The 26,647-nt window shown below is 72.5% G+C and carries 19 protein-coding genes and 2 pseudogenes (1 of these 21 cut by a window edge); 15 read left to right on the plus strand and 6 right to left on the minus strand.

Going from position 1 to position 26,647, the window contains the following annotated elements; all coding sequences use genetic code 11:
- Positions 1–100 precede the first annotated feature (100 nt).
- Positions 101–1,447: pseudogene (locus WJ438_RS25130) on the plus strand (peptidoglycan recognition protein).
- A gap of 132 nt (positions 1,448–1,579) precedes the next feature.
- Positions 1,580–2,662 (plus strand): sugar phosphate nucleotidyltransferase, encoded by a 1,083-nt coding sequence (locus tag WJ438_RS25135; RefSeq protein ID WP_406727249.1) that lies wholly within the window; start codon positions 1,580–1,582, stop codon positions 2,660–2,662.
- A gap of 78 nt (positions 2,663–2,740) precedes the next feature.
- Here WJ438_RS25135 and WJ438_RS25140 read toward each other — a convergent pair whose 3' ends face one another.
- The 4 genes from WJ438_RS25140 to WJ438_RS25155 all read right to left on the minus strand — a co-directional run bounded on the left by WJ438_RS25140 (position 2,741) and on the right by WJ438_RS25155 (position 6,855).
- On the minus strand, positions 2,741–3,742 hold the full coding sequence (locus WJ438_RS25140; RefSeq protein ID WP_406727250.1) for a DNA-3-methyladenine glycosylase family protein: 1,002 nt from the start codon (positions 3,740–3,742) through the stop codon (positions 2,741–2,743).
- Positions 3,743–3,858: 116 nt separating this feature from the next.
- Positions 3,859–5,202, minus strand: a complete 1,344-nt coding sequence (locus WJ438_RS25145; RefSeq protein WP_406729805.1) for a coenzyme F420-0:L-glutamate ligase — start codon at positions 5,200–5,202, stop codon at positions 3,859–3,861.
- Between the two features lie 23 nt (positions 5,203–5,225).
- Positions 5,226–6,263: a 2-phospho-L-lactate transferase gene (locus WJ438_RS25150; protein ID WP_406727251.1), complete on the minus strand. Its 1,038-nt coding sequence runs from the start codon at positions 6,261–6,263 to the stop codon at positions 5,226–5,228.
- 43 nt (positions 6,264–6,306) lie between these two features.
- Complete coding sequence (locus tag WJ438_RS25155; RefSeq protein WP_406727252.1) at positions 6,307–6,855, minus strand: cysteine dioxygenase; 549 nt, start codon at positions 6,853–6,855, stop codon at positions 6,307–6,309.
- Positions 6,856–7,591: 736 nt separating this feature from the next.
- Between WJ438_RS25155 and WJ438_RS25160 the strand changes: the two genes are divergently transcribed.
- The 3 genes from WJ438_RS25160 (at position 7,592) to WJ438_RS25170 (ending at position 13,450) form a co-directional block, all read left to right on the plus strand.
- Positions 7,592–7,855, plus strand: coding sequence for a WhiB family transcriptional regulator (locus tag WJ438_RS25160; RefSeq protein ID WP_003975777.1), 264 nt, complete (start codon positions 7,592–7,594; stop codon positions 7,853–7,855).
- A gap of 304 nt (positions 7,856–8,159) precedes the next feature.
- Positions 8,160–11,888, plus strand: a complete 3,729-nt coding sequence (locus WJ438_RS25165; RefSeq protein ID WP_406727253.1) for a glycosyltransferase — start codon at positions 8,160–8,162, stop codon at positions 11,886–11,888.
- Complete coding sequence (locus WJ438_RS25170; protein ID WP_406727254.1) at positions 11,885–13,450, plus strand: DUF5719 family protein; 1,566 nt, start codon at positions 11,885–11,887, stop codon at positions 13,448–13,450. Before WJ438_RS25165 ends, WJ438_RS25170 begins: the two co-directional genes overlap by 4 nt.
- A gap of 35 nt (positions 13,451–13,485) precedes the next feature.
- Here the strand turns inward: WJ438_RS25170 and WJ438_RS25175 are convergent, their stop codons facing one another.
- Entirely contained in the window at positions 13,486–13,935 is a 450-nt protein-coding gene (locus tag WJ438_RS25175; protein ID WP_406727255.1) for a metallopeptidase family protein, read from the minus strand.
- A 318-nt stretch (positions 13,936–14,253) separates the two neighbouring features.
- Here WJ438_RS25175 and WJ438_RS25180 point away from each other — a divergent pair, with 318 nt between their 5' ends.
- The 9 genes and pseudogenes from WJ438_RS25180 to WJ438_RS25220 all read left to right on the plus strand — a co-directional run bounded on the left by WJ438_RS25180 (position 14,254) and on the right by WJ438_RS25220 (position 24,461).
- On the plus strand, positions 14,254–14,670 hold the full coding sequence (locus tag WJ438_RS25180; RefSeq protein WP_406727256.1) for a DUF3499 domain-containing protein: 417 nt from the start codon (positions 14,254–14,256) through the stop codon (positions 14,668–14,670).
- A 204-nt stretch (positions 14,671–14,874) separates the two neighbouring features.
- Positions 14,875–16,492, plus strand: a pseudogene (locus WJ438_RS25185) (L-lactate permease).
- Between the two features lie 146 nt (positions 16,493–16,638).
- Complete coding sequence (locus WJ438_RS25190; protein ID WP_406727257.1) at positions 16,639–18,000, plus strand: phosphomannomutase/phosphoglucomutase; 1,362 nt, start codon at positions 16,639–16,641, stop codon at positions 17,998–18,000.
- 161 nt (positions 18,001–18,161) lie between these two features.
- Entirely contained in the window at positions 18,162–18,332 is a 171-nt protein-coding gene (locus WJ438_RS25195; RefSeq protein WP_406727258.1) for a Trm112 family protein, read from the plus strand.
- Between the two features lie 93 nt (positions 18,333–18,425).
- The gene (locus tag WJ438_RS25200; RefSeq protein ID WP_406727259.1) at positions 18,426–19,565 is read left to right on the plus strand and encodes an SIS domain-containing protein; all 1,140 of its coding nucleotides are present in this window, start codon (positions 18,426–18,428) and stop codon (positions 19,563–19,565) included.
- A 132-nt stretch (positions 19,566–19,697) separates the two neighbouring features.
- Positions 19,698–20,849 (plus strand): mannose-6-phosphate isomerase, class I, encoded by a 1,152-nt coding sequence (gene manA, locus WJ438_RS25205; protein ID WP_406727260.1) that lies wholly within the window; start codon positions 19,698–19,700, stop codon positions 20,847–20,849.
- A gap of 144 nt (positions 20,850–20,993) precedes the next feature.
- The gene (locus tag WJ438_RS25210) at positions 20,994–21,968 is read left to right on the plus strand and encodes a cation diffusion facilitator family transporter (protein ID WP_406727261.1); all 975 of its coding nucleotides are present in this window, start codon (positions 20,994–20,996) and stop codon (positions 21,966–21,968) included.
- A 270-nt stretch (positions 21,969–22,238) separates the two neighbouring features.
- Positions 22,239–23,696: an adenosylhomocysteinase gene (ahcY, locus tag WJ438_RS25215; protein WP_406727262.1), complete on the plus strand. Its 1,458-nt coding sequence runs from the start codon at positions 22,239–22,241 to the stop codon at positions 23,694–23,696.
- Positions 23,697–23,846: 150 nt separating this feature from the next.
- Positions 23,847–24,461, plus strand: a complete 615-nt coding sequence (locus tag WJ438_RS25220) for a hypothetical protein (protein ID WP_406727263.1) — start codon at positions 23,847–23,849, stop codon at positions 24,459–24,461.
- A 32-nt stretch (positions 24,462–24,493) separates the two neighbouring features.
- On the opposite strand, the gene WJ438_RS25225 is transcribed toward WJ438_RS25220, so the two are convergent.
- A complete protein-coding gene (locus WJ438_RS25225; RefSeq protein ID WP_406727264.1) occupies positions 24,494–25,489 on the minus strand; it encodes an RDD family protein in 996 nt (331 codons plus the stop codon).
- A gap of 189 nt (positions 25,490–25,678) precedes the next feature.
- On the opposite strand from WJ438_RS25225, the gene WJ438_RS25230 reads away from it, so the two are divergent.
- Positions 25,679–26,647 carry the 5' portion of a stage II sporulation protein M gene (locus WJ438_RS25230; protein ID WP_406727265.1) on the plus strand. The gene runs 39 nt beyond the window's last position, so 969 of the gene's 1,008 nt are visible here — the first part of the coding sequence; its start codon is at positions 25,679–25,681; the stop codon falls past the right edge of the window.

The following is a 26,647-nucleotide window of genomic DNA, read 5'->3' on the forward strand; positions in this document are numbered from 1 at the left end:
GCGCACCGAGCGGCGGGACACCGGTTCGGCGGAACGGGCCCCGACATCCCGTCAATTCCCCCGTGGACAGATTTGTCTGACTATGTCAAGGATCAGGGGCATGCGTAGAATTCTTTCTTCCGCCATCGGTGTCACCTGCGCGACCGCTCTCGCCCTCCCCCTCGCCCCGTTCGCCGTCGCGGCGACCGCGGGACCGGGGCAGCCGACCCGAGCGGCCCCGCGCGCGGCGGTGACGGCCGAGTCCGGTACCCCCGGCAGCACCGAGTCGCTGCCCCTGCAACCCCTCGATCCCGACCGTGCCTCCGGCGCCGCCACGTTCGGCCTCGCTCCCCGGTCCGTACGGCACTTCTCCCTCCTCGGCGTCATCTGGGACGACCCTGCCGCCGAACTCCACGGCCAGGTCCAGGTCCGCACCCGCGCGGCCCGTACCGGCTCCTGGTCCGACTGGCAGGACGTCGAGGCGCACAACGCCGACCACGCGGCCGATCCCGGAACCCCCGAATTCAGGGAACGCGCCTCGGGCCGGGTCCGCGGCGCCACCGCACCGCTGTGGGTGGGCGAGTCGGACGGCGTGGAGATCAGGGTCCTGGCGGAGTCCGGCGGACCGGGCCGGCGGGGTCCGCCGGACCGGGGCGCACCGGTACGGCTGCCGAGGGGGCCGAGGACGACACCGCCCTGCCGCTGCCGTCCGGGATGCGTCTCGAACTCATCGACCCCGGCGAGGACGCCCCGTCCGCGGACGGCACCGCGGGCGGCACCGCGGACGGCGCCCGTACCGGTGCGGCGAGCGCCGGGGCGGCCGGGCAGGGAAAGGACGCGGCCGCGCGGCAGCGGGCGAACCCGTACATCGGCCCGCGTCCTGACATCGTCACGCGGGCCGGCTGGAGTGCGGACGAGAGCCTGCGGGCGAAGGAGTTCGTCTACACGGACGAGGTCGGTGCGGCCTTCGTGCACCACACCGCCTCCGGCAACGACTACACGTGCGAGGAGGCGCCTTCACTCATCCGCAGTATCTACCGCTACCACACGGGGAGCATGGGCTGGCGGGACATCGGCTACAACTTCCTCGTCGACAAGTGCGGAAAGATCTACGAGGGCCGCGCCGGGGGAGTGGCGGAGCCGGTCCTGGGCGCCCACACTCTGGGGTTCAACGCCCACACCATGGGCGTGGCGGTCCTCGGTACCTACAGCTCCACGGAGCCGTCGGCCTCGGCGGTGGAGGGCATCGCACAGCTCACCGCGTGGAAGCTCGGGCTGCACGGCGTGGATCCGAGCGCGGAGACATATCTGACGTCCGAGGGTGGCAATCTCTATGCAAAAGGCACGCAGGTGCGACTGAACGTGATCTCCGGTCACCGGGACGGGTTCAACACCGTGTGCCCAGGGGAAGCTCTACGACAAGCTCGGCACCACCCGCTCCACGGCGGCCGGTTACCAGGGCCGCTGAACCGCGCGGAGCCGCCGGGCCGGGTTCCTTCCTGCCGGAGACACCGCCGTCGAAAGCGCTGTGGAACGGTCTGCATACACTGGCCGGCCGAAAGACAGTTCGGCCGGTCCCGGCAGGAAGCAGAGACGACAGGTGACAGAAGCGATCCTCCTGGTCGGCGGCAAGGGCACGCGGTTGCGCCCGCTCACGGTGCACACGCCGAAGCCCATGGTCCGGGCGGCCGGGGTGCCCTTCCTCACGCACCAGCTGGCGAGAGCGAAAGCGGCGGGCGTCGAGCACATCGTCCTGGCCACGTCCTACCTGGCCGAGGTCTTCGAACCGTACTTCGGCGACGGGTCGTCGCTGGGGCTCCACGTCGAGTACGTGACGGAGGAGGAGCCGCTCGGCACGGGCGGCGCGATCCGCAACGTCGCCTCCCGGCTGCACTCGGGCCCGGACGAACCCGTGCTGATCTTCAACGGCGACATCCTCACGGGCCTGGACATCCGGGCACTGGTGCGCACCCACGAGACGACGGGTGCGGACGTCTCGCTGCACCTGACGAAGGTGACCGACCCACGGGCGTACGGACTGGTCCCCACGGACGACACGGGCAGGGTCCTGGCGTTCCTGGAGAAGCCGCAGACGCCCGAGGAGATCGTCACCGACCAGATCAACGCGGGGGCGTACGTCTTCCGGCGCTCGGTCATCGACACGATCCCGACGGGCCGGCCGGTGTCGGTGGAGCGGGAGACGTTCCCGGATCTGCTGTCGGCGGGGGCACACCTCCAGGGCCTGGTCGACTCCACGTACTGGCTGGACCTCGGTACCCCGGCCGCCTTCGTCCGCGGCTCCGCGGACCTGGTGCTGGGCCGCGCCCCGTCCCCGGCGGTCCCCGGGCGCTGCGGCGACCGGCTGGTCCTGCCGACGGCGACGGTGGCACCGGACGCCAAGCTGGCGGGCGGGACGGTGGTGGGTGAGGGCGCGTTCGTGGCGGAGGGCGCGCGTGTCTTCGGCAGCACGATCCTGCCGGGTGCGGTCATCGAACCCGGCGCGGTCGTCACCGACTCGCTGATCGGCACGCGCGCGCGGGTGGGGGAGCGGTCGGTCCTCACCGGGACGGTCATAGGCGACGGCGCGGTCATCGGCGCCCGCAACGAACTCAGGGACGGGGTCCGGGTGTGGTGCGACGCGCGGATCCCGGCGGGGGCGGTGCGGTTCTCCTCGGACGAGTAGCCGGGCGGAAACCGGGCCGCGTACCGGCCGGTGCGGGACCAGGGCGGCTGAGGGCTCGGGCGGCTGAGGGCTCGGGCCTCACAGCCGTCCGATGTTCCGGCGTGGCGTCTTCGGTGCCCGCCGCGCCGGCGTTCTTCCGCTCAGCAGGATCAGCCGGGCCGCCCGGTGCCGCTGCCCGGCATACGGCTCCAGCAGTTCGAGCATCACCGCGTCGTCCGCGTCCCGGTCCCCGGCGAGGGCCCACCCCACGATGCCCGGCAGGTGCAGATCCCCCACGGTCACCTCGTCCGCCGCGCCATGACTGCGCTGCACTGTCTCCGCGGACGTCCACGGACCGATGCCCGACACCAGCTCCAGCCGCGCCCGCGCCGCCGCCGGAGCCATCCCGGCCGCCTCCTCCAGCCGCGCGGCGACGCGCACCGCCCGCAGGACCGTGGACGCCCGCTTGTCGTCGACGCCGGCCCGGTGCCACTCCCAGGAGGGGATCAGCGCCCAGGTCCGGGGCGACGGCATCACCGACATCCGTTCGGGCGCGGGCCCGGGTGCCGGCTCCCCGTACTTCCGTACCAGCAGCCGCCACGCCCGGTACGCCTCCCCCACGGTGACCTTCTGCTCCAGGACCGACGGGATCAACGACTCCAGCACCAGCCCGGTCCGGAGCAGCCGCAGGCCCGGACGCCGATACCGGGCGAGCGCCAGCAACTTGTGCCGGGGGACGAACGCCGCCGGGTCGTCCGCGGCCCCGAGCAGGTCCGGCAGCCGCTCCAGGAGCCAGCCGGAGCCCGGACCCCAGGCCTCGCCCCGCACCTCGCCACCGTGCCGCGTCACCCGCAGCGTCCCCGGCCCGGCGGGCGTCAGGCTCGCCCGCCAGACGGAGCCGTCCGGCAGCGCGCGGAACGTCGGGTCCCCGGGCCCGCGGCGCAGCGGCGCGAGGACCAGACCGAGGTCCAACGGCCCGTCCGGCACCCAGGTCCGCACCAGGGCCGGGGCCGATACCTGCCGCGGCGCCCCCGCGGGCACGGCGGTCCGTCCGCCTCGCACGGTCGTGCGAGCGGGCCGGGGAGCGAAACGTCCTGCCACAGAGAGGATCCCGGGGGAGTGGGAAGCGGGGGGAGCGGGGGAGCCCTACCGGAGTGGGACTCCGCCAGGCCGGTGGGCGCGGGCCCCTACGAGGGGAGGCGCCCCGCGCGTGTGGCTCACCGCACCTCGATGAACGCGGCCGCGTCCCGCTCCGGTCGCGGCCGGGGGTCCTCGGCGGGATGGCCGACCGCCACCGCGCCCATCGGGTCCCAGTCCGCGGGCAGGTCCAGGACCTCGCGGACCACGTCCCGGCAGAACATCGTCGACGACACCCAGGCCGAGCCGAGCCGCTCACCGGCCAGGGCGACCAGGAAGTTCTGCACGCCGGCGCCCGTCGCGACCACGAACATCTCGCGCTCGGCAGCGTCCCGCCGCGCGTCCCCGTAGCTGTGCGAGCCGTCCATGACCAGGCAGGGCACGACCAGGCAGGGCGCGTTGCGCAGGACGTCCCCGCGACGGATCCGCCTGGCGACGGACTCCTCGGACTTGCCGTCCCGGCGCAGGTCCGCGATCCAGGCGTCCCGCATGGCGTCCAGCAGACGGACGCGGGACTCCGGGGACTCCAGCAGGACGAAACGCCACGGCGTGGTGTGGTGCGGCGCCGGAGCCGTCACGGCCGCGGCCACCGCGCGGCGCACCGACCCCGGGTCCACGGGCTCGTCGGTGAAGGCCCGTACCGTGCGGCGCTGGGTCACCGCCTGCCGTACCGCCTCCGACGTGCCGAGCCGGAACATGTCGTCGCGGGAGTCGCGGACCAGGGCCCGCGCGCCGTCGCCGTGGTCGTCGTCGGCCGTGACCAGGGCGGGCAGCCCGCGGACGACGGCCACCGGCAGGCCGGCGGCCTTGCCCTTGACCAGGTCGCCCGCCGCGGCGAGTTCGTCGGCGGTGGCGACGACGGTGGCGTCGAGCGGATTGCCGTGCGCGTCCGTGCCGCCGCGCAGGTCGTCCAGTACGTGAACGCCCGCGGCGCCGATCGCGACGTCCGTCAGACCCGCGCGCCAGGGGCGTCCGAAGGTGTCGGTGACCAGCACGCCGACCGTCACCCCCAAGGCGTCGCGCAGGCCCTCGCGGATCGCCCGCGCGGACCCGTCCGGGTCCTCGGGCAGCAGCAGCACCGTGCCGGAAGGAGTGTTGGACGCGTCGACCCCGGCCGCGGCCATGACGAGGCCCTGCCGGTTCTCTACGATGCGCAGGGCGCCGCGCCGGGCCACCACCCGAACTGTCTCCGCGTCGATCGCGGCCTCCCGGTCGGAGGCCTCGAGTATCCGGCCCTCCGCCTTGGAGACGATCTTGGAGGTGACGAGCAGCACATCCCCGTCGGCCAGCCCCGGCTCCGCGGCCGCGATCAGCTTGGCCAGGTCGTCCCCCCGCCGGACCTCGGGCAGGCCCGCGACGGCCCACACCCGGTACCCCGCGGACGCCGCGCCGCCCGAACCGCCCGCGTGCGGGTCGTCGTGCACGAGTGCGTAGTTCACGTCGTTGTTCAAACCGTCCGCACCTCCTCCGCCAGCGCCAGCGCCTCCCGAGCCATCCGCGTGGTCGCGTCGACATCGGTCATTATCAGCGGTACCGCCCGGCAGCGGATCCCGGCCTCCTCGACGCGTTCCACACAGGCCGCGTCGACCGTGTCGACCAGCCAGCCGTCCAGCAGGCCCGAGCCGTAGTGCTCGGCCACCGCCGGCGCGGTGGACTCCACGCCGACCGCCGCGAGCACCTTGTCCGCCATGCCGCGCACGGGCGCGTCCCCGACGATCGGCGACAGGCCGACCACCGGCACGCCCGCGTCGGCGATCGCCTCACGGATGCCGGGGACGGCGAGGATCGTGCCGATGGAGACGACCGGGTTGGACGGCGGGAAGAGGATCACGTCCGCCTCGGCGATCGCCTCCAGCACACCCGGCGCCGGCTTGGCCTGCTCCGCGCCGACCGGCACGACCGCCTCGGCCGGGACCGAAGCCCGCAGCCGTACCCAGTACTCCTGGAAGTGGATCACCCTGCGCTCGCCGGGTCCCGCAGCCCCTGCCTCAGGTCCCACCGCGGTCCCCGTCCTCGAGCCCGCCGTGGTCCCCGCCGAGTCGTCGGCGGGCAGGGTGACGGCGACATGGGTCTCGACGCGGTCGTCGGTCATCGGGATCAGCCGGACGCCCGGCTGCCAGCGGTCGCAGAGCGCCTCGGTCACCGCGCTCAGCGGATATCCGGCGGCGAGCATCTGCGTCCGCACGATGTGGGTGGCGAAGTCCCGGTCGCCGAGCCCGAACCACCCCGGGCCGACGCCGTACGCCGCGAGCTCCTCCTTGAGGCGGAAGCTCTCGTCGGTCCGCCCCCAGCCCCGCTCCTCGTCGATGCCGCCGCCGAGGGTGTACATCACCGTGTCGAGGTCCGGGCAGACCTTCAGCCCGAAGAGGTGGATGTCGTCCCCGGTGTTGCCGATGACCGTGATGTCCGCGTCCGGCGCGGCCCGCTTCAGACCGCGCAGGAAACGGGCACCGCCGATGCCGCCTGCCAGAACCACAATGTGCATGGGAAACAGTGTGTCAGCCGCCGGGCCGGCCGTGGCACCCGTGTCAGACGGTCAGGGCCCCGGGCGCCGTCCGCGCCTCGCAGTGCGGGGCGAGGGGGCGCATCGGCATCTCGGTCAGGCCCGGGTAGTACACGTGCAGGCTGACCGCCGACTCCAGCGTGTCGTTGACGACCTCGTGCACATAGCCGGGTGCGAACACCCGCTCCGTACCGGTCGTCAACGCGCGCGTGCCGCGCCCGGTGCGCTCGGTGAGGGTGCCGTCCAGGACGGTCATGACTCCGGAGGAGGGGCCGTGGCCGTGCGGTCCGCTGCCCTGGCCGGGAACCCAGGACAGCAGCCACACCTCGTAGCCGATGGGGGTCTCCCCTGCTCGCGCGGAGCCGAGGACTCGGGGAACGGTGCTCAGCCGGTGGTACCAGCGGCTGGTCGCGTCGTACCGCACCAGGCGCTCCCACGAGGAGCGGTCGGCTGCGAGGGAACGGACCAGCCCGACGAACTCGGCGACGGTCGCCGGGTGCTCGCGCGGGGTCTGCAGCAGGTGCGGTACTTCGAGGATGTCGCCGGCGATCTGGAGGTCGCTGTCGCTGTTCATGGGATGCGGTGTTCCTCGGCGGAGAAGCGGTCGGGAAGCGGTGAGCGGCGGGGAGGACTACAGCGTGTGCTGTCGCGTACGTCCGGGTCGCGGACGGCGGCGAGGAGCGCCCCGGTGGCGACGGCGGAAACAGGGCTGGAGTCGAGGGTGACTCGGAGGGTCGGAGCGCGTTGGGCTCAACAACCGGAACAGTGACAGCTACAGCGAGCGCGGGCAGCACCGAGGGACCCGGCGGAGCGGGTCGAGGCGAGTGCCAAGTTCGCGAGCATGCCCACAAGGACAACGGTTCACACCTCCAGTGTCAACTCGACGCCCGGATCGTGGGACACGGTTCACTCCATCCGGTTCACCTGCGGGGCGAAAGGTTTGTTCACGTGATTCCGGGGACACAAGGTGCGCACGGCGGGTGCGCAAGTGCCGTTGCGGTCCTGTGATCCGAATGTGATCAGGCTCGCTGCGGTGCCGGTGCGGCAACGGGGCCGATCGTCCGGGCGTCCTTCCTTGTGGAGGCTCCGCGCGGGGCGGGACACTCGCGCGGGGTCATCTGTGTGTCAAGGTTTATGGCGATTTGAACACTTTCGGCTTGGGCTTGGTTCCGCAGAGTGAATAAGGGCGCCAATAGCAGATCTCAGCTTGACTCGCCCGGAGCAGCACACTTGTAATTTCACTCGTGTCGTTTGGCCGGAATCGGTAACGGCAGCATCACGGGGACGCGAAAGACAGACGAGGGGCGCACATGACGGAGCTGGTGCAGCAACTGCTGGTCGACGACGCGGACGAGGAACTCGGCTGGCAGGAGCGCGCGCTGTGCGCCCAGACCGACCCCGAGTCGTTCTTTCCCGAGAAGGGTGGTTCCACCCGGGAGGCCAAGAAGGTCTGCCTCGCCTGTGAGGTCCGTTCCGAGTGCCTCGAGTACGCCCTCGCCAACGATGAGCGCTTCGGTATCTGGGGCGGCCTGTCCGAGCGGGAGCGGCGCCGGCTGAAGAAGGCGGCGGTCTGAGGGCGGTCGGCGGCTGACGAGGGCCGTCCGCTGAGGTGCGTCGTCGCGTCGTCCGAGGGTGCCGCCCGGCGAACGGGGCGTCATATCCGGTGTGTCATCCCCGCATACGCGTCATATCCGCGCACACGTCACATATTCCCTATGCGTGCATGTATCGCGTACGGCCCGTCACGGGTGGGTTGTCCACAGGCGGCGGACCGCCTTGCCGCCCAGCCGATAGTGTGGTCGCTCGTCCGAGACGTCACGCCGCCCCCACCGGGCACGGGCGTCCCCCACAGTCCACCGAACCGGGGCCCGTACCTCGATGTCCGTGCACAGTCACCCGGCAGCCCGTCAAGACGTCGCTGCCGCTCCAGAGTTCCCGCGTCATGTGGTGACCGCGGTCCTCGTCTCCCACGACGGAGCCCGCTGGCTGCCCGACGCGCTCGCCGGGCTACTCGGCCAGGAACGCCCCGTCCAGTTCGCCATGGGCGCCGACACCGGCAGCGGTGACGACTCCGCCCGACTGGTCACCGAAGCCCTCGGCGACGACCGCGTCCTGCACCTCGCCCGGCGCACCGGCTTCGGCCAGGCCGTCGAGGAGTGCAACCGTGCCGCGCCGCACCTCACCCCGGACGACCTGCCCTACCTGAAGCGGCCGAGCGGCTGGGACCCGGTCACGCGCAGCTGGCACGACGACGCGTACGACCTGCCCGACCTCCCGCACGGCGAGCCGGTGCAGTGGCTGTGGCTGCTGCACGACGACTGCGCCCCCGAACCCGACGCGCTGGCCCGGTTGCTGAGTGTCGTGGACAACGAGTACGAGCTCGGGCGTGACGACGTCGCCGTCGTCGGTCCCAAGCTGCGCGGCTGGTACGACCGCCGGCAACTGCTGGAGGTCGGCGTCTCCATCGCCAACTCCGGCCGCCGCTGGACCGGCCTGGACCGCCGCGAACAGGACCAGGGCCAGCACGACCAGGTCCGGTCCGTGCTGTCGGTGTCCACCGCCGGCATGCTGGTCCGCCGCGACGTCTTCGATCAACTCGGCGGCTTCGACCGGCACCTGCCCCTGATGCGTGACGACGTCGACCTGTGCTGGCGCGCGCACACGGCGGGACACCGGGTGCTCATAGCCCCCGACGCGGTCGTACGGCACGCCGAGGCGGCCTCCCGCGAGCGCCGCGCCGTCGACTGCGTCGGCCGTACCGCCGCCTCCCCGCACAAGGTGGACAAGGCGGGCGCCGTCCACGCCCTGCTCGTCAACACCCGTACCGCGGCCCTTCCCTGGGTGTTGCTGCGGGTCGTCCTCGGCACCCTGCTGCGGACCCTCGCCTACCTCGTCGGCAAGGTCCCCGGGCAGGCCGTCGACGAGATCCGCGGTCTCATGGGCACCCTGCTGCGGCCCGAGCGCATCCTCGCCGGACGGCGCCGCCGCGGCAAGCCGCAGGTCGACAAGGGCGAACTGCGGCCGCTGTTCCCGCCCCCCGGCGCGACCATCCGCGTCACCGTCGAACAGGCCGCGAGCAGCCTCGTCGGCCGCTCCGACCCCGAAGCCACCTCCGGCGCCGGACGGCACGGCGGCGCCGTCGAATCCGGACCCGGCGGGGACGACGCCGACTTCCTGCAGGTCGAGCAGTTCGCCCGGCTCAAGCGGATCGCCCGCAAGCCCGGCCCGGTGCTCTTCCTGGGCCTGCTGCTCCTCTCCCTCGCGGCCTGCCGCGAACTCCTCGGCGGCGGCGCGCTCGCGGGCGGCGCACTGCTCCCCGCCCCCGCCGACCTCTGGGCGCGGTACACCGACACCTGGCACGCGGTGGGCGCCGGCGGCACCGGGTCCGCGCCGCCCTACCTCGCCGTCGTGGCGGCCCTGGGCACCCTGCTGCTCGGCTCGACCGGGGTCGCCGTGACGGTCCTGCTCGTCGGCTCGGTGCCACTGGCCGGCTTCAGCGCGTACCTCGCCTCCCGCCCGCTCGTCGAGTCCCGGCTGCTGCGCGCGTGGGCCGCCATCGCCTATGCCTTCCTGCCCGCCGTCGCCGGCGCCCTCGCCGGCGGCCGGATCGGCACCGCCGTCCTCGCCGTGCTGCTGCCGCTGCTCGCCCGCGCGGGCATCGCCGCGAGCGGACTCACGGGCTCTCCGGACGTCCGCGGCAGTTGGCGCGCGACCTGGGCGTACGCGCTGCTGCTCACCCTCACCACCGCGTTCACCCCGACCGTGTGGCCCATCGCCCTGGTCCTCGGCCTCGGCGTCCTCGCCCTGCGCAGGTCCGACCTCCCGGCGTACGGGCTCCGCTTCCTCGCCCAGCTCGGCACACCGTTGCTGGTCCTGGCCCCCTGGTCGCTGTCGCTGCTCCCGTTCGGCTTCTTCCAGGAGGCGGGCCTGGAGTACGGCTCCTCCGCCGCCTCCGCCCTCGACCTGCTCGGCGCGAGCCCCGGCGGGCCCGGCACGGCCGGCGGGCTGGTGCTCATCGGCATCGTGCTCGCCGCCCTCGCCGCCCTGCTCCGCTCCGAGCGGAACCTCGCCATCCGCGTCGCCTGGACGGCCGCCCTGGTGGGACTCGTCTTCGCGGTCCTGTCCAACGGCTCCGCCTGGGCGGGCCCGGCGACCCTCGTCTACGGCATCGCCCTGCTGGCCGCAGCCGTCCTCGGCGCCGACGGGGCACGCGCGCGTGTCGCCGAGCAGAGCTTCGGCTGGCGTCAGCCGGTCGCCGTCCTGATCGCCCTCGCCTGCGCGGTCGGCCCGCTGTTGGTCGCCGCCGGCTGGGTGATCCGCGGCGCCGACGGCCCGTTGCAGCGGCGCGACCCCGTGCAGGTGCCCGCGTTCGTCGCCGAGGAGAGCGGCACCCGCGACCAGGCCCGCACCCTCATCCTCGACAGCGACTCCGCCGCCCGCGTCGACTACGTGCTGGTCCGCGGCTCCGGCGCCCGCATGGGCGACGCCGAGATCGCCGCCTCGGACGGCGGGAACAGCGGGCTCGACAAGGTCGTCGCCAACCTCGTCGCCGGCTCGGGCGCCGACCAGGCCGACCAGCTCGACGGGTTCGCGGTGCGCTACGTCCTCGTCCACCCGGGCGCGCCCCGCGACGTGACCCGCGTCCTGGACGCCACTCCGGGTCTGACCCGGCTCAGCCAGCAGGCGGGCGGCGCGCTGTGGCGCGTGGACCAGGACGTGGCCCGCGCGAGCATCGTCCCCGGCAAGGGGAGCGAGGGCGAGTCGCAGCCGGTGGCCGCGGGACCCGTCGAGATCCACACGAAGATCCCGAACGGCTCCGAGGGGCGCGTCCTGCGCCTGGCCGACTCCGCGGCCGAGGGCTGGACCGCCACCCTCGACGGCAAGCCGCTGACCCCCACCACGGTCGACGACTGGGCCCAGGGCTTCGAACTGCCCGCCACCGGCGGACGACTGGACGTCACTTACGACGACCCGGTCACCCACACCGCGTGGCTGTGGACGCAGGGCCTGCTCGTCGTCGTCCTCGTCGTACTCGCACTGCCCGGCCGGCGCCGCGACATCGACGACGACCTGCCCGAGGAACCGGACGTCCCCGCCGAGGCGCTCGCCGGGGACGGCCGCCGCGCCCGCCGCCTGCGCGCCCAGGCCGATGCGGAGGCGGAGGCCGCCGCCGAGGAGACGGGCACGCACGGGGAAGCGGGTGAGGACGCGGGCACGGACGACGGATTCGACGCCCCGCCGGAGCCGCCTCCAGCGACCGTTCCGCAGCAGCAGGAGCCCTACGCCGGATGGGACGCGGCGAGCTACCCGGCCCCCGAGTACGACGGCGCCTACCCCGCCGAGCAGTACCAGCAGGAGCAACAGCAGTACGCGACGGACGGCTACGGCCGGACGTACCCCGCGGATCAGTACCAGGGCGGCCAGTACGACCCGTACGCCTACGACGGCACGCCCCAGCAGCAGCCACCGTACGACCCCGCGACGTACGGACAGGGCTACGAGGGCTACGACCAGACCTACGCGCAGGGCTACGACGCGTCGTACGACCCCGAGCAGCCGCACCGCCCTCAGCCGGGCAGTGAGCGTTCCGACGGGAGCCAGCAGTGAACCGCACCACCCTGTCCCTGATCGCGGGAGCCACCGCACTCGCCGCCGTCACCGGCTTCGCGGCACTGTCCGCGCCGGACCCCACGGCCGCGGACGACGGCGTCGAGGCCGCTGCGGCGCACCTGCCCGTGGAACGCACCAGCCTGCTGTGCCCGACGCCCAGCACCTCCGACCTCGCCGAGACGACGTACACGTCCTTCACGCCCATCACGAAGGGCGCGGAGAGCGAGGGCAGGGCCGCACTCCGGTCGGCCACCGAGGAGCGATCCGCGGCGGAGGACGCGAAGGACGGCGACGGCGACCAGGCCGCCGACGGCGAAGAGACTGCCGAGGACAGCGAGAAGGACGCAGACGGCGAGAAGGCCGAGAAGCCGGTTCTCGAGCCCAAGGAGCCCGGCAAGCCGGTCGTCGCGGACGTCTCCGGAGGCGAGGAGCCGGCGCTCGTCGGCACCGCCGAGGGCCGCTTCGCCCCGGGCTGGACCGTGCAGCAGACGACCGAGGTCGCCGCGGGCACCGGCCGGGGCCTGCAGGGTGTCAGCTGCACTGCCCCCGACACGGAGTTCTGGTTCCCCGGCGCGAGCACCGCGACCGAGCGCACCGACTACGTCCACCTCACCAACCCCGACGACTCCGCGGCCGTCGTGGACATCGAGGTCTACGGCAAGGACGGCGCCCTCGAGACGGAGGCGGGGGAGGGCATCACGGTCCAGCCGCACTCCGCCGAGCCGGTGCTGCTGTCCACGCTCACCGACGAGGAGCAGACGAATGTGACCGTGCACGTCGTCGTCCGCAGCGGGCGGATCGGCGCGGCCGTGCAGGCCCTGGACGACACGCTCGGCGGTGACTGGCTGGCCGCGTCGGCCAACCCGGCGGGCAGCGTGGTCCTGCCCGGCATCCCCGAGGACGCCACCGCCGTGCGCCTGGTCGCCTTCACCCCCGGTGAGGTGGACGCCGACCTGAAGGTGCAGCTCGCCTCGCCCTCCGGGCTGATCACACCGGCCGGCAACGAGACGGTGCATGTGAAGGGCGGCATGACGACCGCCGTCGACCTCGGCGACGTCACGCGCGGTGAGGCGGGCTCCCTGGTCCTCACGCCGACGGACCGCTCGGTGCCGGTCGTGGCGGCGGTCCGGGTGCTGCGCGGCAAGGGCGACAACCAGGAGTCGGCCTTCGTCCCGGCAGCCCGCCCGGTCGGCCTGCGCGCCACGGCCGTCGGCAACACGGCCAAGGGCAGCACCCTCGCCGTGACCGCGCCCGAGGGCGCCGCCAAGATCAAGGTCACCGCGTCCGCGGGCAGCGAGGGCGGTACACCGACGTCCGAGACGTACACGATCAAGGCCGGCACCACCCAGCACATCGAGGCCCCGGTTCCGGACGGCGTCGAGGGCACGTACGCCCTGACGATCGAACCCGAGTCGGACGACACCCCCGTGTACGCGTCCCGGACCCTCTCCGTCACCGACGACGGCCTCCCGGCCTTCACCGTCCAGACCCTCCCCGACGACCGGGGCCTGGTGGCGGTACCGAAGGCGGAGGAGGACCTGTCGGTCCTGCAGAGGTAGGCGCCCTTCGGCGGAGCGGGCGCCAAAGCCGCCGCTCAGTCCTCCCCGTACCGGGGATCGACGGTCTCCGGCGTCAGCCCCAGCAGCTCGGCGACCTGCTCCACGACGACCTCGTGGACCAGCGCCGCCCGCTCGTCGCGTCCCTTGGTGCGGATCTCCACCGGCCGGCGGTAGACCACGACCCGCGCCGGGTGGTTTTCCCGGCCGGGCACGGTGCCGCCCAGCGGCACCGCCTCGTCGCTCCATCGAAGTCCGGGCCCGTCCAGCCGTGGGACCTCCAGGACGAGGAAGTCGATGTCGGCCAGTTGCGGCCAGCGCCGCTCCAGCCGCTCCACGGAGTCCTGCACGAGATCGGCGAAGGCCTCCGCGCGGCTGGCGGCGAGCGGCACCTGGGGTGGTGCGATCGGCCCGCGCATGCCCCGGCCGTGGCGATCACGACGGCGGGGCCCGCGGCCGGCGGCACGGGGAGTCACAGGGGTGTCCATCAGGCTGAAGGGTAGTCTCCGCCGGTCCGGCGTGCCCGGCCCCCACACGGCTTCGGGACCGCGACACCCCCGTGTCGTCGGGGCGCGGCGTCGGTCCGCCCGGCGGCATGTCGTCACATGACCATTCCGGCCAAGGTTCGGCTCGATTCCATATCTTTCGGGGATCGATGATCTCAGGATATTTGACGGTGTTTGTACCAACTGATGACCGGAGGAGGGGTCGCGGATCTCTCGAACACGGGCGTCGGAGCAGGTCAACGACGTGTGCCCACGGGGCCGGGTGAGGCGTTTCAGGCCACGACACGAGGGAGCGCCGGGGTGGGGAGTCTTCGCGACCCGCTCAAGAGTGCGGTACCGTCCAACATCGTGAGCCCTGTACGTCGCTGTTCGCGCACCGCTTGCGGCCGTCCCGCCGTCGCGACGCTGACGTACGTCTACGCCGACTCGACCGCGGTCCTCGGCCCGCTCGCCACCTACGCCGAACCCCACTGCTACGACCTGTGCGCCGAGCACTCCGAGCGCCTCACCGCGCCGCGCGGCTGGGAGGTCGTCCGCCTTCTCGACGGTTCGGCTCCCGCGCAGCCCAGCGGGGACGATCTGGAAGCGCTCGCGGACGCGGTGCGCGAAGCCGCCCGCCCTCAGGGGCGAGCGGCCGGGGGCGCGGGGCGTGGCGCGGACCCGATGGAGGTCGCGCGCCGCGGCCACCTGCGCGTGCTCCGCTCTCCCGACAACTGATCGCGGCCGACCGCCGACCCCGGGCCGCGACCGCGTCGACGGCCGGGATTCGTCGCTCCCGCCCTCCCCGCTCTCCTCTCCTGCCTCATCTCTCCCGTCGGTAAGGTGCCGCACACTCATTGACGCGCGTTTGTCGGGGACACGGCAACTTCGGGCACGTAGCGGGAATCCTCTTTCGCATCACGGAATTCAGGAGGCGTGTCCGTGTACGTCCAGGGACCGGAACCAGTCGCTGACTCACTCGGCCTCTCCGCCCTCGTGGCGGCATCACCACTCGCGATCGTCCTCGTCCTGCTCGGCGGCCTCCGCATGAAGGCGTACCTGGCGGGCCTGATCGGGCTGCTGGGCGCCGTCCTGGTGGCCTGCCTGGCGTACGGCATGCCGCTGGACCAGACGCTCTCCAGCGCCGTTCAGGGAGCCGTCTTCGGTCTCTTCCCCCTCATGTGGATCGTCGTCAACGCGCTGTGCGTATAGCGGATGACGGTTGGCACCCGGCACTTCGACATCCTGCGCCGCTCCTTCGGCCGACTCTCCGACGACCCGCGGATCCAGGCCCTGGTCGTCGCCTTCTGCTTCGGGGTGCTGCTGGAGGCGCTCGCCGGTTTCGGCGCCCCCGTCGCGTTCTCCGCCGTGATGCTCGTGGCGCTCGGCTTCGATCCGGTGCGTGCCGCGATCGTCGCGCTGGTCGCCAACACCGCGCCGGTGGCGTTCGGCGCCATGGGAACACCGGTGGTCACGCTCGCCCAGGTCACCGGGCTGCCACTGGACGCGGTGGCGTCCGTCGTCGGCGGCCGGACCCCGCTGCTGGCCCTCGTGGTGCCGCTGGGTGCTGGTCCGGCTGGTGGACGGGCGACGCGGGCTGCGGGACACCTGGGTGCCCGCGGCGGTGTGCGGAGTCGCCTTCGCCCTCGCCCAGTTCGTCGCGTCCGACTACGTCTCCGCGCAACTCGCCGACATCGCCGCGGCCATGGCGGGCGCGGGCGCCCTGGTCGCCGTGCCGCATTCGCGCGTGCCGGCCTCGGAGGCCGTACGCACCTCGGTACTGACCGGCGTGCGCAGCGAGGAACTGGACGAGGAGGACCCGCGCGGCGAGGTCCTGCGGGCGTACGCCCCGTACGCGCTGATCGTGGCGGTCTTCTCCGTCGCGCAGATTCCGGTGATCAAGGACTGGCCGGCCGGGGCGACCCAGAAGACCGACTGGCCCTTCCTCGACGTCGCCGCGCCGAACGGGGAGCCGGTCGGCGCCAATGTGTTCACCTGGCTGATCGTCTCGACCGGCGGCGCCCTCGTCCTGTTCGCCGGGGTGGCCACCGCGGTCGTGCTCGGTGGGCACGCGCGCGTGGCGGTCAGGGAATGGGCCGCGACCGTGTACGAACTGCGCTTCGCCCTCCTCGCGGTGACCTCCGTGCCGGCGCTCGCCCACGTCATGAACCTCTCCGGCCAGGCGGCGACGATCGGCTACTTCGTGGCCGCCGCCGGCGCCGGACTGGCCTTCCTGTCGCCCGTGCCGGGCTGGTTCGGCGTTGCCGTCACCGGGTCGGACACCTCGGCCAACGCCCTCTTCGGCGCCCTCCAGGCGACCGCCGCCCGGGAGTCCGGGCTGTCGCCCGAACTGCCGGCGGCCGCGAACAGTTCGGGCGGTGTCCTCGGCAAGATGATCTCGCCGCAGAACCTCACCATCGCCTGCGCCGCCGTCGGGCCGGCGGGCAAGGAGGGAGACCTGCTGCGCAAGGTGCTGCCCTGGAGCCTCGGCCTGCTGCTCGTGATGTGCCTGGTCGTGGTGGGGCAGAGCACCGCGGTGCTGGGATGGATGCCGCCCTGAACTGACACGACACCCGGGAAGGCATGCGAGGGGCACCTGGGACGACGTCCCGTGAGTCCGATCGGACCACACCGAACCGCCGGCAGCGGAGTGTCATCCTCTGCGGGTAGTTTGTGGTGACCACAGGACTTTCGGAAGGGTTGGCCGTGGCTGCTGATCTGTCACAGATCGTGAAGGCGTACGACGTACGCGGGGTCGTCCCCGACCAGTGGGACGAGTCCCTGGCCGAACTCTTCGGCGCGGCCTTCGCCCGGGTGACCGACGCGAGCGCCATCGTCACCGGCCACGACATGCGGCCCTCCTCGCCCGGCCTGTCGGGCGCCTTCGCCCGCGGGGCCGCGGCCCACGGCGTCGACGTGACCGAGATCGGCCTCTGCTCCACGGACCAGCTCTACTACGCCTCGGGTGCGCTGGACCTGCCCGGCGCGATGTTCACCGCCTCGCACAACCCGGCCCAGTACAACGGCATCAAGTTGTGCCGCGCGGGCGCCGCCCCGGTCGGCCAGAACACCGGGCTGGCGGAGATCCGCGAACTCGTCGAAAAATGGAGCGAGTCGGGGGCCCAGCCGGCCGGCCCGGTGGGAAAGATCACCCGACGGGACACGCTGGGCGACTACGCGGCACATCTGCGTTCCCTCGTCGACCTGACCGCCGGCCGCCCCCTGAAGGTCGTCGTCGACGCGGGCAACGGCATGGGAGGGCACACCGTTCCCACGGTGCTGGCAGGCCTGCCGCTCACCGTCGTCCCCATGTACTTCGAACTCGACGGCACCTTCCCCAACCACGAGGCCAATCCGCTCGACCCGGCCAACCTCGTCGATCTGCGGCAGCGGGTCCGGGAGGAGGACGCCGACCTCGGCCTCGCCTTCGACGGCGACGCCGACCGCTGCTTCGTCGTCGACGAGCGGGGCGAACCGGTCTCCCCGTCCGCGATCACCGCCCTGGTCGCTGCCCGCGAACTGGCCCGCAACGGCGGCAAGGGCACGATCATCCACAACCTGATCACCTCCTGGTCGGTGCCGGAGGTCGTCGAGGAGAACGGCGGCACACCGGTACGCACGCGCGTGGGCCACTCCTTCATCAAGGCCGAGATGGCCACGAACGGCGCGATCTTCGGCGGGGAGCACTCGGCGCACTACTACTTCCGGGACTTCTGGAACGCCGACACGGGCATGCTGGCCGCCCTGCACGTCCTCGCCGCCCTCGGCGGCCAGCAGGGCACCCTGTCCGCCCTGGTCGCCCAGTACGACCGCTACGCCGGCTCGGGCGAGATCAACTCCACGGTCGACGACCAGGCGGCCCGCCTCGCCGCGATCAGGGCCGCGTACGAGGGCCGCGAAGGCGTCACCCTGGACGAACTGGACGGCCTCACCGTCACCGCCGCCGACTGGTGGTTCAACGTCCGCCCCTCCAACACGGAACCCCTCCTCCGCCTGAACGCGGAGGCCCGCGACGAGGCCACCATGACCAAGATCCGCGACGAGGCCCTGACCATCATCCGAGGCTGAAGCCCCACGACGCCCGCCACGCGCGCGTGCCCGCCCGGTGTCCTCGGGGCGTCCCGGGCGGGCCGGGTGCCGGCCCAACATCCCCGTCCCGCCCGCCCCGGCTCCACCGGCGGTACCCTGACCAGGCACATCCGCATACGCCCGCTCCGAAGGGAACCCCCATGCCGCTGGAAACCGGCCTCCTGGAGATCCTCGCCTGCCCGGCCTGCCACTCCCCCCTCAAGGAGCAGGACAGTGAGCTGGTCTGCACCGGTCAGGAGTGCGGCCTGGTGTACCCGATCCGCGACGGCATCCCCGTCCTCCTCGTCGACGAGGCCCGCCGCCCCGCGTAACCGACGATCCGGCGACCCTGCGCACCAGCGACCCGCCGTCCCGCGTACTGCCGCCCCGCGTACCGCCGCCCCGCCGTTCGAAGGCTGCCGCCCATGATCGACGAATCGCTGCTCGACTCACCGGAGGGCCTCGCCGAGGCCGACCACCGCGGTCTGCTCCGCGGCGCCGCCGAAGCGGGCGCCCGCGTCCGCACCGCCGCCCGGTATGCCGCCGAGGCCGGTGTCCACGACCTCAAGCCCGACGGCCGTCCCCGCGCCGTCCTGATCGCGGGCCCCGGCGCCGCCGCCACCCAGACCGCCGACCTCCTCGGCACCCTCGCCAGCGCCGGCAGCCCCGTCACCCGGCTCACGCCCACCGGGGTGGCCCCCGCCGGGGGCGCGCTGCGCTGGGAGCTGCCCGGCTGGGCCGGCTCCGTGGACCTGCTCCTGATCGCCACCCCGGACGGCACCGAACCGGGCTTGTCCCTGCTCTCCGAACAGGCCTACCGGCGCGGCTGCACCGTCGTCGCCGTGGCCCCGGCCCGCACCCCGCTCGCCGACGCGGTCAGTGGCTCCCACGGCCTGTTCGTCCCCATGGCGACCGCGCCCTACGAGCAGGACGAGCAGCAGGAGGAACCGCTCGCCTCCTCCGCCCCCGGGGCCCTGTGGGCGCTGCTCACCCCGCTGCTCGCGCTGCTGGACCGCACCGGCCTGCTCACCGCTCCGCCGGACGCCCTGGAGAAGGTCGCCGACCGGCTCGACCGCGTCGCCGAACGCTGCGGCCCGGCCATCGCCCTCTACAGCAACCCTGCCAAGACCCTGGCCGCCGAACTCGCCGACACGCTCCCCGTCGTATGGACCGAGGGCACCTCGGCCGGCCCGGCGGGCCGCCGCTTCGCCGCCGCGCTCGCGGAACTGTCCGGCAACCCCGCCGTCGTCGCCGAACTCCCCGAGGCGCTCGGCGTGCACAGCGCCCTGCTGGCGGGCCCGCTCGCCGCCCGCGCCAACCCGGAAGACTTCTTCCGCGACCGGGTGGAGGAGCCGCCCGCCATGCACGCGCGCGTGGTGCTGCTCCGCGACCGTCCGATCGGCGGCCTCACCGCCGCTCCGGCCGCCCGCGAACTGGCCCTCAGCCACGACACACCGATCAGCGAACTGGAACCGGAGGAGGGCGGCGAACTGGAGACCCTCGCCGAACTGATCGCCGTCACGGATTTCGCCGCCGTTTACCTGGCGCTCACCTCGAGAGCCTGATCATGCCCAGGACGGCCTGACCCGGACGTCCAGACGCGGAAGTCCCGACGTGGACGGCTCGACGTGGACGGCCCGACGTGGGCGGCCCGCCCTCCGTACGAGCACCTGCCGAAGGACCCAGAGAGAACCCCCATGGATCGCCTCGACAACACCATCCGCCCCTACGCCTGGGGTTCCACCACCGCCATCGCCGAGCTGCTCGGCGTCGAACCGACCGGCGAGCCGCAGGCGGAGATGTGGCTGGGCGCCCACCCCGGCGCGCCCTCGCGGACCGACCGGGGCACGCTCGCCGAGGTCATCGACGCCGACCCGGAGCGGGAACTCGGCGCGGCCTCGGTCGCGAAGTTCGGCCCGCGCCTGCCCTTCCTCCTCAAACTCCTCGCCGCCGGAGCGCCCCTCTCCCTCCAGGTCCACCCCGATCTGGACCAGGCGAAGGCGGGCTACGCGGACGAGGAGCGACGCGGCGTCCCCGTCACCGCCCCGCACCGCAACTACAGGGACGCCAACCACAAGCCCGAACTGGTCTGCGCACTCACCGACTTCGACGGCCTGTGCGGCTTCCGCGACCCGCGGCGCACCGCCGAACTGCTCGACGCCCTCGGCGTGGACTCCCTCAAGCCGTACGTCGACCTGCTGCGCGCCCGCCCCGAGGACGCGGCCCTGCGCGAGGTCCTCACCGCGATCCTCACCGCCGACCGCGACGAGATGGCCCGCACCGTCACGGAAGCGGCCGCCGCCTGCGAACGCCTCGGCGGCGATCACGCCCCGTACGCCGACATCGCCCACCACTACCCGGGCGACCCCGGCGTCATCGCCGCCATGCTCCTCAACCACGTCCGGCTCCAGCCCGGCGAGGCCCTCTACCTCGGCGCCGGCGTCCCGCACGCCTACCTGAACGGCCTCGGCGTCGAGATCATGGCCAACTCCGACAACGTCCTGCGCTGCGGGCTGACCCCCAAGCACGTCGACGTCCCCGAACTCCTGCGCATCGTCCGCTTCGAGCCCCGCGACCCCGGCGTGCTGCGCCCGGAGGCCGCACCGGACGGCGAGGAGCTCTACGAAACCCCCACCGACGAGTTCCGGCTCTCCCGCTACGTCCTCACCGCGGGCGGCACCACCCACGACCTCACGCTGGCCACCCCGCAGATCCTGCTCTGCACGGCCGGTTCGGTACGGGCCGGTGAGCACGAGCTGTCCCCGGGCACCTCGGTGTTCGTACCGACGGGCGAAAAGGCCGAAGTCTCCGGTATCGGGACACTGTTCAGAGCCACCGTCGTCGCCTGACCTCCCGGTGACGACGTTCTGGCACACCGTTGACCGATCGGACTGCAACAATGTCCCCCGTCAAAGGACGGTCGGAGCCACGGGCGGCGTACGAAGACGGCCGCCCGGGCCCGTGAACGGCGTACGAAGGGACAACGCGAACACATGAGCGCGTCAGGCGGCACCAAGGCGATCGTTGCGGCACTCGCCGCCAACGCCGCGATCGCGGTAGCGAAGTTCGTGGCGTTCCTCTTCAGCGGCTCCTCGTCGATGCTCGCCGAATCGGTGCACTCCGTGGCCGACTCCGGTAACCAGGCCCTGCTGCTGGTCGGCGGCAAGCGGGCGCAGCGCCAGGCCACCCCGCAACACCCCTTCGGCTACGGCCGCGAGCGCTACATCTACGCCTTCCTCGTCTCCATCGTGCTGTTCTCGGTCGGCGGCCTGTTCGCCATCTACGAGGGCTACGAGAAGATCAAGCACCCGCACGAGCTCAAGCACTGGTACTGGCCGGTCGGCGTCCTGGTCTTCGCGATCATCGCCGAGACCTTCTCCTTCCGCACGGCCATCAAGGAGTCCAACGCGGTGCGCGGCAAGCGCTCCTGGAAGGAGTTCGTCCGCCACGCCAAGGCCCCCGAGCTGCCGGTCGTCCTCCTGGAGGACCTCGGTGCCCTCGTCGGCCTCATCCTCGCCCTCGGCGGCGTCGGCATGGCCCTGCTCACCGGGGACAGCGTGTGGGACGGCATCGGCACCCTCTGCATCGGCGTCCTGCTGATCCTGATCGCCGTGGTCCTCGCGTTCGAGACGAAGTCGCTGCTGCTCGGTGAGGCCGCGGGCGCCGAGGAGACCCGGAAGATCGAGGCCGTCGTCGTCGACGGCGACACCGTCACCCGCGTCATCCACATGCGCACCCTCCACCTCGGCCCCGAGGAACTCCTGGTCGCCGCGAAGATCGCCGTACGGCACGACGACACGGCCGCGGAGGTCGCCGCCGCCATCAACGCCGCCGAGTCCCGCATCCGCGAAGCCGTCCCGATCGCCCGTGTGATCTACCTCGAGCCCGACATCTACAGCGAGGCGGAATCCGCCAAGGGCGCCGACGCCGAGGCCACTCCCGGCGGCCCGATCCGGACGGAACACTGATCCCGGCCCCGGCCGTCCGTGTTCGGCCTGATGTGTTAGGTGACTCACTGGGGATGACCGGGCCTGTCGGTGTAGCTTGGGACGGAGCCAGACGTCGCTGCTGATGGCGGTCGGGCGGTCCCTGCGGACCGGCCGAGGGAGAGAGGGCCTCCGACGGACTGCGCTGCGCCGCACGCGGACATGCCTGTGTCCTCCTCGGACACCCCTGTGTCCGCCGCCGCGCAGACCAGCCGTACCCACCTCGACCCACACCCCGAGGAGCAGCTCTCCATGACGACTGTCGCCAACCGACAGGACTTCAAGGTCGCCGACCTCTCCCTGGCCGCCTTCGGCCGCAAGGAGATCACCCTCGCCGAGCACGAGATGCCCGGCCTGATGGCGATCCGCAAGGAGTACGCCGAGGCGCAGCCCCTGGCCGGCGCCCGTGTCACCGGTTCCCTGCACATGACGGTGCAGACCGCCGTCCTCATCGAGACCCTGACCGCCCTCGGCGCTCAGGTCCGCTGGGCGTCCTGCAACATCTTCTCCACCCAGGACCACGCCGCGGCCGCCGTCGCCGTCGGCCCGAACGGCACGCCCGAGAACCCGCGGGGCGTCCCGGTCTTCGCCTGGAAGGGCGAGACCCTCGAGGAGTACTGGTGGTGCACGGAGCAGGCGCTGACCTGGCCGGACACCACCACCGGCGGCCCGAACATGATCCTGGACGACGGCGGTGACGCCACCCTCCTGGTCCACAAGGGAGTCGAGTACGAGAAGGACGGCAAGGTCCCCTCGCCCGACACCGCCGAGTCCGACGAGCACCGCGTCATCCTCGAACTCCTCACCCGCACGGTGGCCGAGTCGCCGCAGAAGTGGACCCAGCTGGCGTCCGAGATCCGCGGCGTGACCGAGGAGACCACGACCGGCGTCCACCGCCTGTACGAGATGCACCGCGACGGCACCCTGCTGTTCCCGGCGATCAACGTGAACGACGCCGTCACCAAGTCGAAGTTCGACAACAAGTACGGCTGCCGGCACTCCCTGATCGACGGCATCAACCGCGCCACCGACACCCTGATCGGCGGCAAGACCGCCGTCGTCTGCGGCTACGGCGACGTCGGCAAGGGCTGCGCGGAGTCCCTGCGGGGCCAGGGCGCCCGTGTGATCATCACCGAGATCGACCCGATCTGCGCCCTGCAGGCGGCGATGGACGGCTATCAGGTCACGACGCTGGACGAGGTCGTCGACAAGGCCGACATCTTCGTCACCACGACCGGCAACAAGGACATCATCATGGCCGCCGACATGGCCAAGATGAAGCACCAGGCCATCGTCGGCAACATCGGCCACTTCGACAACGAGATCGACATGGCCGGCCTCGCCCAGATCCCGGGCATCGTCAAGGACGAGGTCAAGCCGCAGGTCCACACCTGGACCTTCTCCGACGGCAAGGTGATCATCGTCCTCTCCGAGGGCCGCCTGCTGAACCTGGGCAACGCCACCGGTCACCCGTCGTTCGTGATGTCCAACTCCTTCGCGGACCAGACCCTGGCCCAGATCGAGCTGTTCACCAAGCCCGACGAGTACCCGACCGGCGTCTATGTGCTGCCCAAGCACCTGGACGAGAAGGTCGCCCGACTGCACCTCGACGCGCTCGGCGTGAAGCTGACCACGCTCCGCCCCGAGCAGGCCGAGTACATCGGTGTGCCGGTTGAGGGCCCGTACAAGTCGGACCACTACCGCTACTGAGCCCATGATCCGCCGCGGGGAGCGCGCCGGTCCACCGGCGCGCTCCCCGGCGGGCAGACCCACCCGAGACAGGCCCCCGCACCCCCGTGCCGGGGGCCTGCCCGTTGGCCATCCAGCGACCGGCCCAGCCCGTCAAGATCCAGGACCTCCATGCCACGCGGCCGTTATTCGCTCCACGATCCGCACGATCACACCCCCCTCGCCGAAGAGCACTTCCAGTGCGCCCCCGGCCCCTCCGGCTGGCGCTACGTCTCCCAGCTCATCGCCCCCTCCGGCGATCACCTGGGCTCGGTCGACCTCGCCCTCGACGAACTCGGCCGCCCCCTCCGACTCGAACTGCACGCCGCGAGCTGGCAGGTCCGCGGCGCCGCTCTCGACGGCGTCACCTGGGTCCGCACCGACCCGACCGGAACCCACGCCACCGAAGGCAATGTGCGCGCCCACGCCTTCACCGGCTCGTCCCCGGCGTTCCTCGTCGCCACCGCCCGTCTGCTGCGCCTCACCCCCTCCGCCTCAGCCACCCGTGTACGCCTCGTCGCCTTCACCGATCCGGTGCTCGCCCCGCGCACCGTGGACCAGTCCTGGACCTTGGTGAAAAGAGAAGCACACGCCACTGACAACGGACCCCTGACCGTGGACGAATACCAGGTCACAGCCCTGGACACGGGCGAGCAGCACACCGTGCACCTCGCCGGGGACGTGGTCCTCGCGGCCCCCGGAATCGAACTCGAGGACCTCGAATCGCCGCCCTCGGCCTTCGACTGACCAAAGACGCGAGCGACCCACCCGCCACCGGCCTACGCCGGTGGCACGAACCCGGTCGAGGGGCCCTCGACCGGCGGCGCGGAGGGAGCGGGGGGCACTGCGGGCGTAGCAGGCACGGGAGGTGATGAGGGCCCGGGGTGAGCAACTCCGGGAGCGGAGGGAACCGACGGAGCGGCGGAAGCGGACGGGTAGGGGGACGACGGAGCCGCGTGGTGCGCGGGCGGATCGTACGCACCCGTCGGTCCGGCGGCACCGGCCGGTCCGCCCCCCGCGGCCGCGGCCTGTCCGAAGGCGCGTCGTGCCTCCCGGGCCTGCCGCTCCTGCACCACCGCCGCCAGATACGCCGCCGCCGGTACGCCCTGCGGCACCGGCGCCCCGGTCCGGTCCGCCAAATCCGCCGCCAGCCGCTCCGCCATCGTCCGGCCCACCTGCGGGTCCAGCTGCCGCATCCGCGTCAGGTACTGACGGACGGCGAGCCACAGACCGTCGGGCACCGCGGACAGATCGAGCCCGGAGAAACGACCGGCCAGCCAGGGCGGAGGCGGCGATACGAACCCCGTCGGCCCGACCGGCAGCCTCTCCCGCACGACCAGGGTCCCCGCGAAGACGTCCCCGAGCCGCCGCCCCCGCGACGACGCCAGCGAGGCGATGCACGCGATGACGCCCATCGTCATGAGGATCTCGATCACACCGATCAAGCCCCGTACCAGCGCGTGCCGGAAGCGGATCGGTCCACCGTCGTCCCGCACGACCCGCAGCCCGCACGCCATCTTCCCGAGCGACCGCCCATGACTGAGCGTCTCGACCGCGATCGGCCCGCCCACCAGCAACAACACGAACACCGCGATAAAGATCGCCGTCTGCGCCGCCTCGTCCAGGGAGGCCGTGGAGGCCACCAGCGCGATGGTCGCCACGACGTATACGGTCAAGGCCGCGGCCAGGTCGAGCAGCACGGCCAGGGCCCTGCTGGGCACCTTCGCGGGGCGCAGCTCCAACGCCACCGCCTCGCCCGTCACCAGCTCACTCATGTCCGCCCGTCCTTCCCCTGGCCTGCCCCGAACACCGCCAGTCTGCCAAGCTGAGGGCACAGCGCACTGCGGTACGACCAGCTGATCATGTCGTACGGCTCATGGCGTACGACCGATGAGGCCGGTCCGCACGACCGACGACGAGCCTTCGGCCCAGAGCCGACGAACAGCCGAGGAGCAGGCACACCGATGGACCTCGACGTCTTCGTCTCCGCCCACCGCGCGGAGTGGGACCGCCTCGACACCCTGCTCCGGCGCCAGCGCCGCCTGACCGGCGCCGAGGCCGACGAACTCGTCGTGCTCTACCAGCGCACGGCCACACACCTGTCGCTGATCCAGTCCGCGGCTCCCGATCCGCAGCTCACCGGCAGACTCAGCCAGTTGGTGGCACGCGCGCGGGGAGCCGTGACAGGAGCCCGCCGCGCATCCTGGCGGGACGTCACACACTTCCTCTCCCACAGCTTCCCGGCCGCCGTCTACCGAGCACGCCACTGGTGGGTGCCCACCGCACTCCTCTCCACCGCCGTCGCGGCCCTCCTCGGCTGGTGGATCGCCGTCCACCCCGAGGTCCAGGCGTCCATCGCCGCCCCCGGCGAACTGCGCGAGCTCACCCGCCCCGGCGGCCAGTACGAGACGTACTACTCCAGCAACCCCGCGGCCTCCTTCGCCGCCCAGGTCTGGACGAACAACGCGTGGGCCGCCGCCCTCTGCCTGATCCTGGGCGTCTTCCTGGGCCTGCCGGTCATCTGGATCCTCTTCCAGAACATGCTCAACCTGGGTGTCGGCTTCGGCCTGATGGCCTCCGCCGGCCGGCTCGACGTCTTCCTCGGGCTGGTGTTGCCCCACGGCCTTCTGGAACTGACCGCGGTCTTCGTCGCCGCCGGCACCGGTCTGCGCCTCGGCTGGACCCTCATCGACCCCGGCCCGCGTCCCCGACGCAGGGCCCTCGCGGAGGAGGGCCGAGCAGCACTGGCCATGGCGATAGGCCTCGCGCTGGTCCTCTTCGTCTCCGGCGCGATCGAAGGCTTCGTCACCCCGTCCGGCCTTCCCACCTGGGCCCGCATCAGCATCGGCGTCGTCGCGGAGCTGGCCTTCCTCGTCTACGTCTATGTCGTGGGCGGACGTGCGGCGCGGGCCGGCGAGACCGGTGACCTGGAG

Origin of the sequence: Streptomyces sp. GD-15H, from assembly GCF_045291515.1 — a bacterium.
GTDB lineage: Bacteria > Actinomycetota > Actinomycetes > Streptomycetales > Streptomycetaceae > Streptomyces.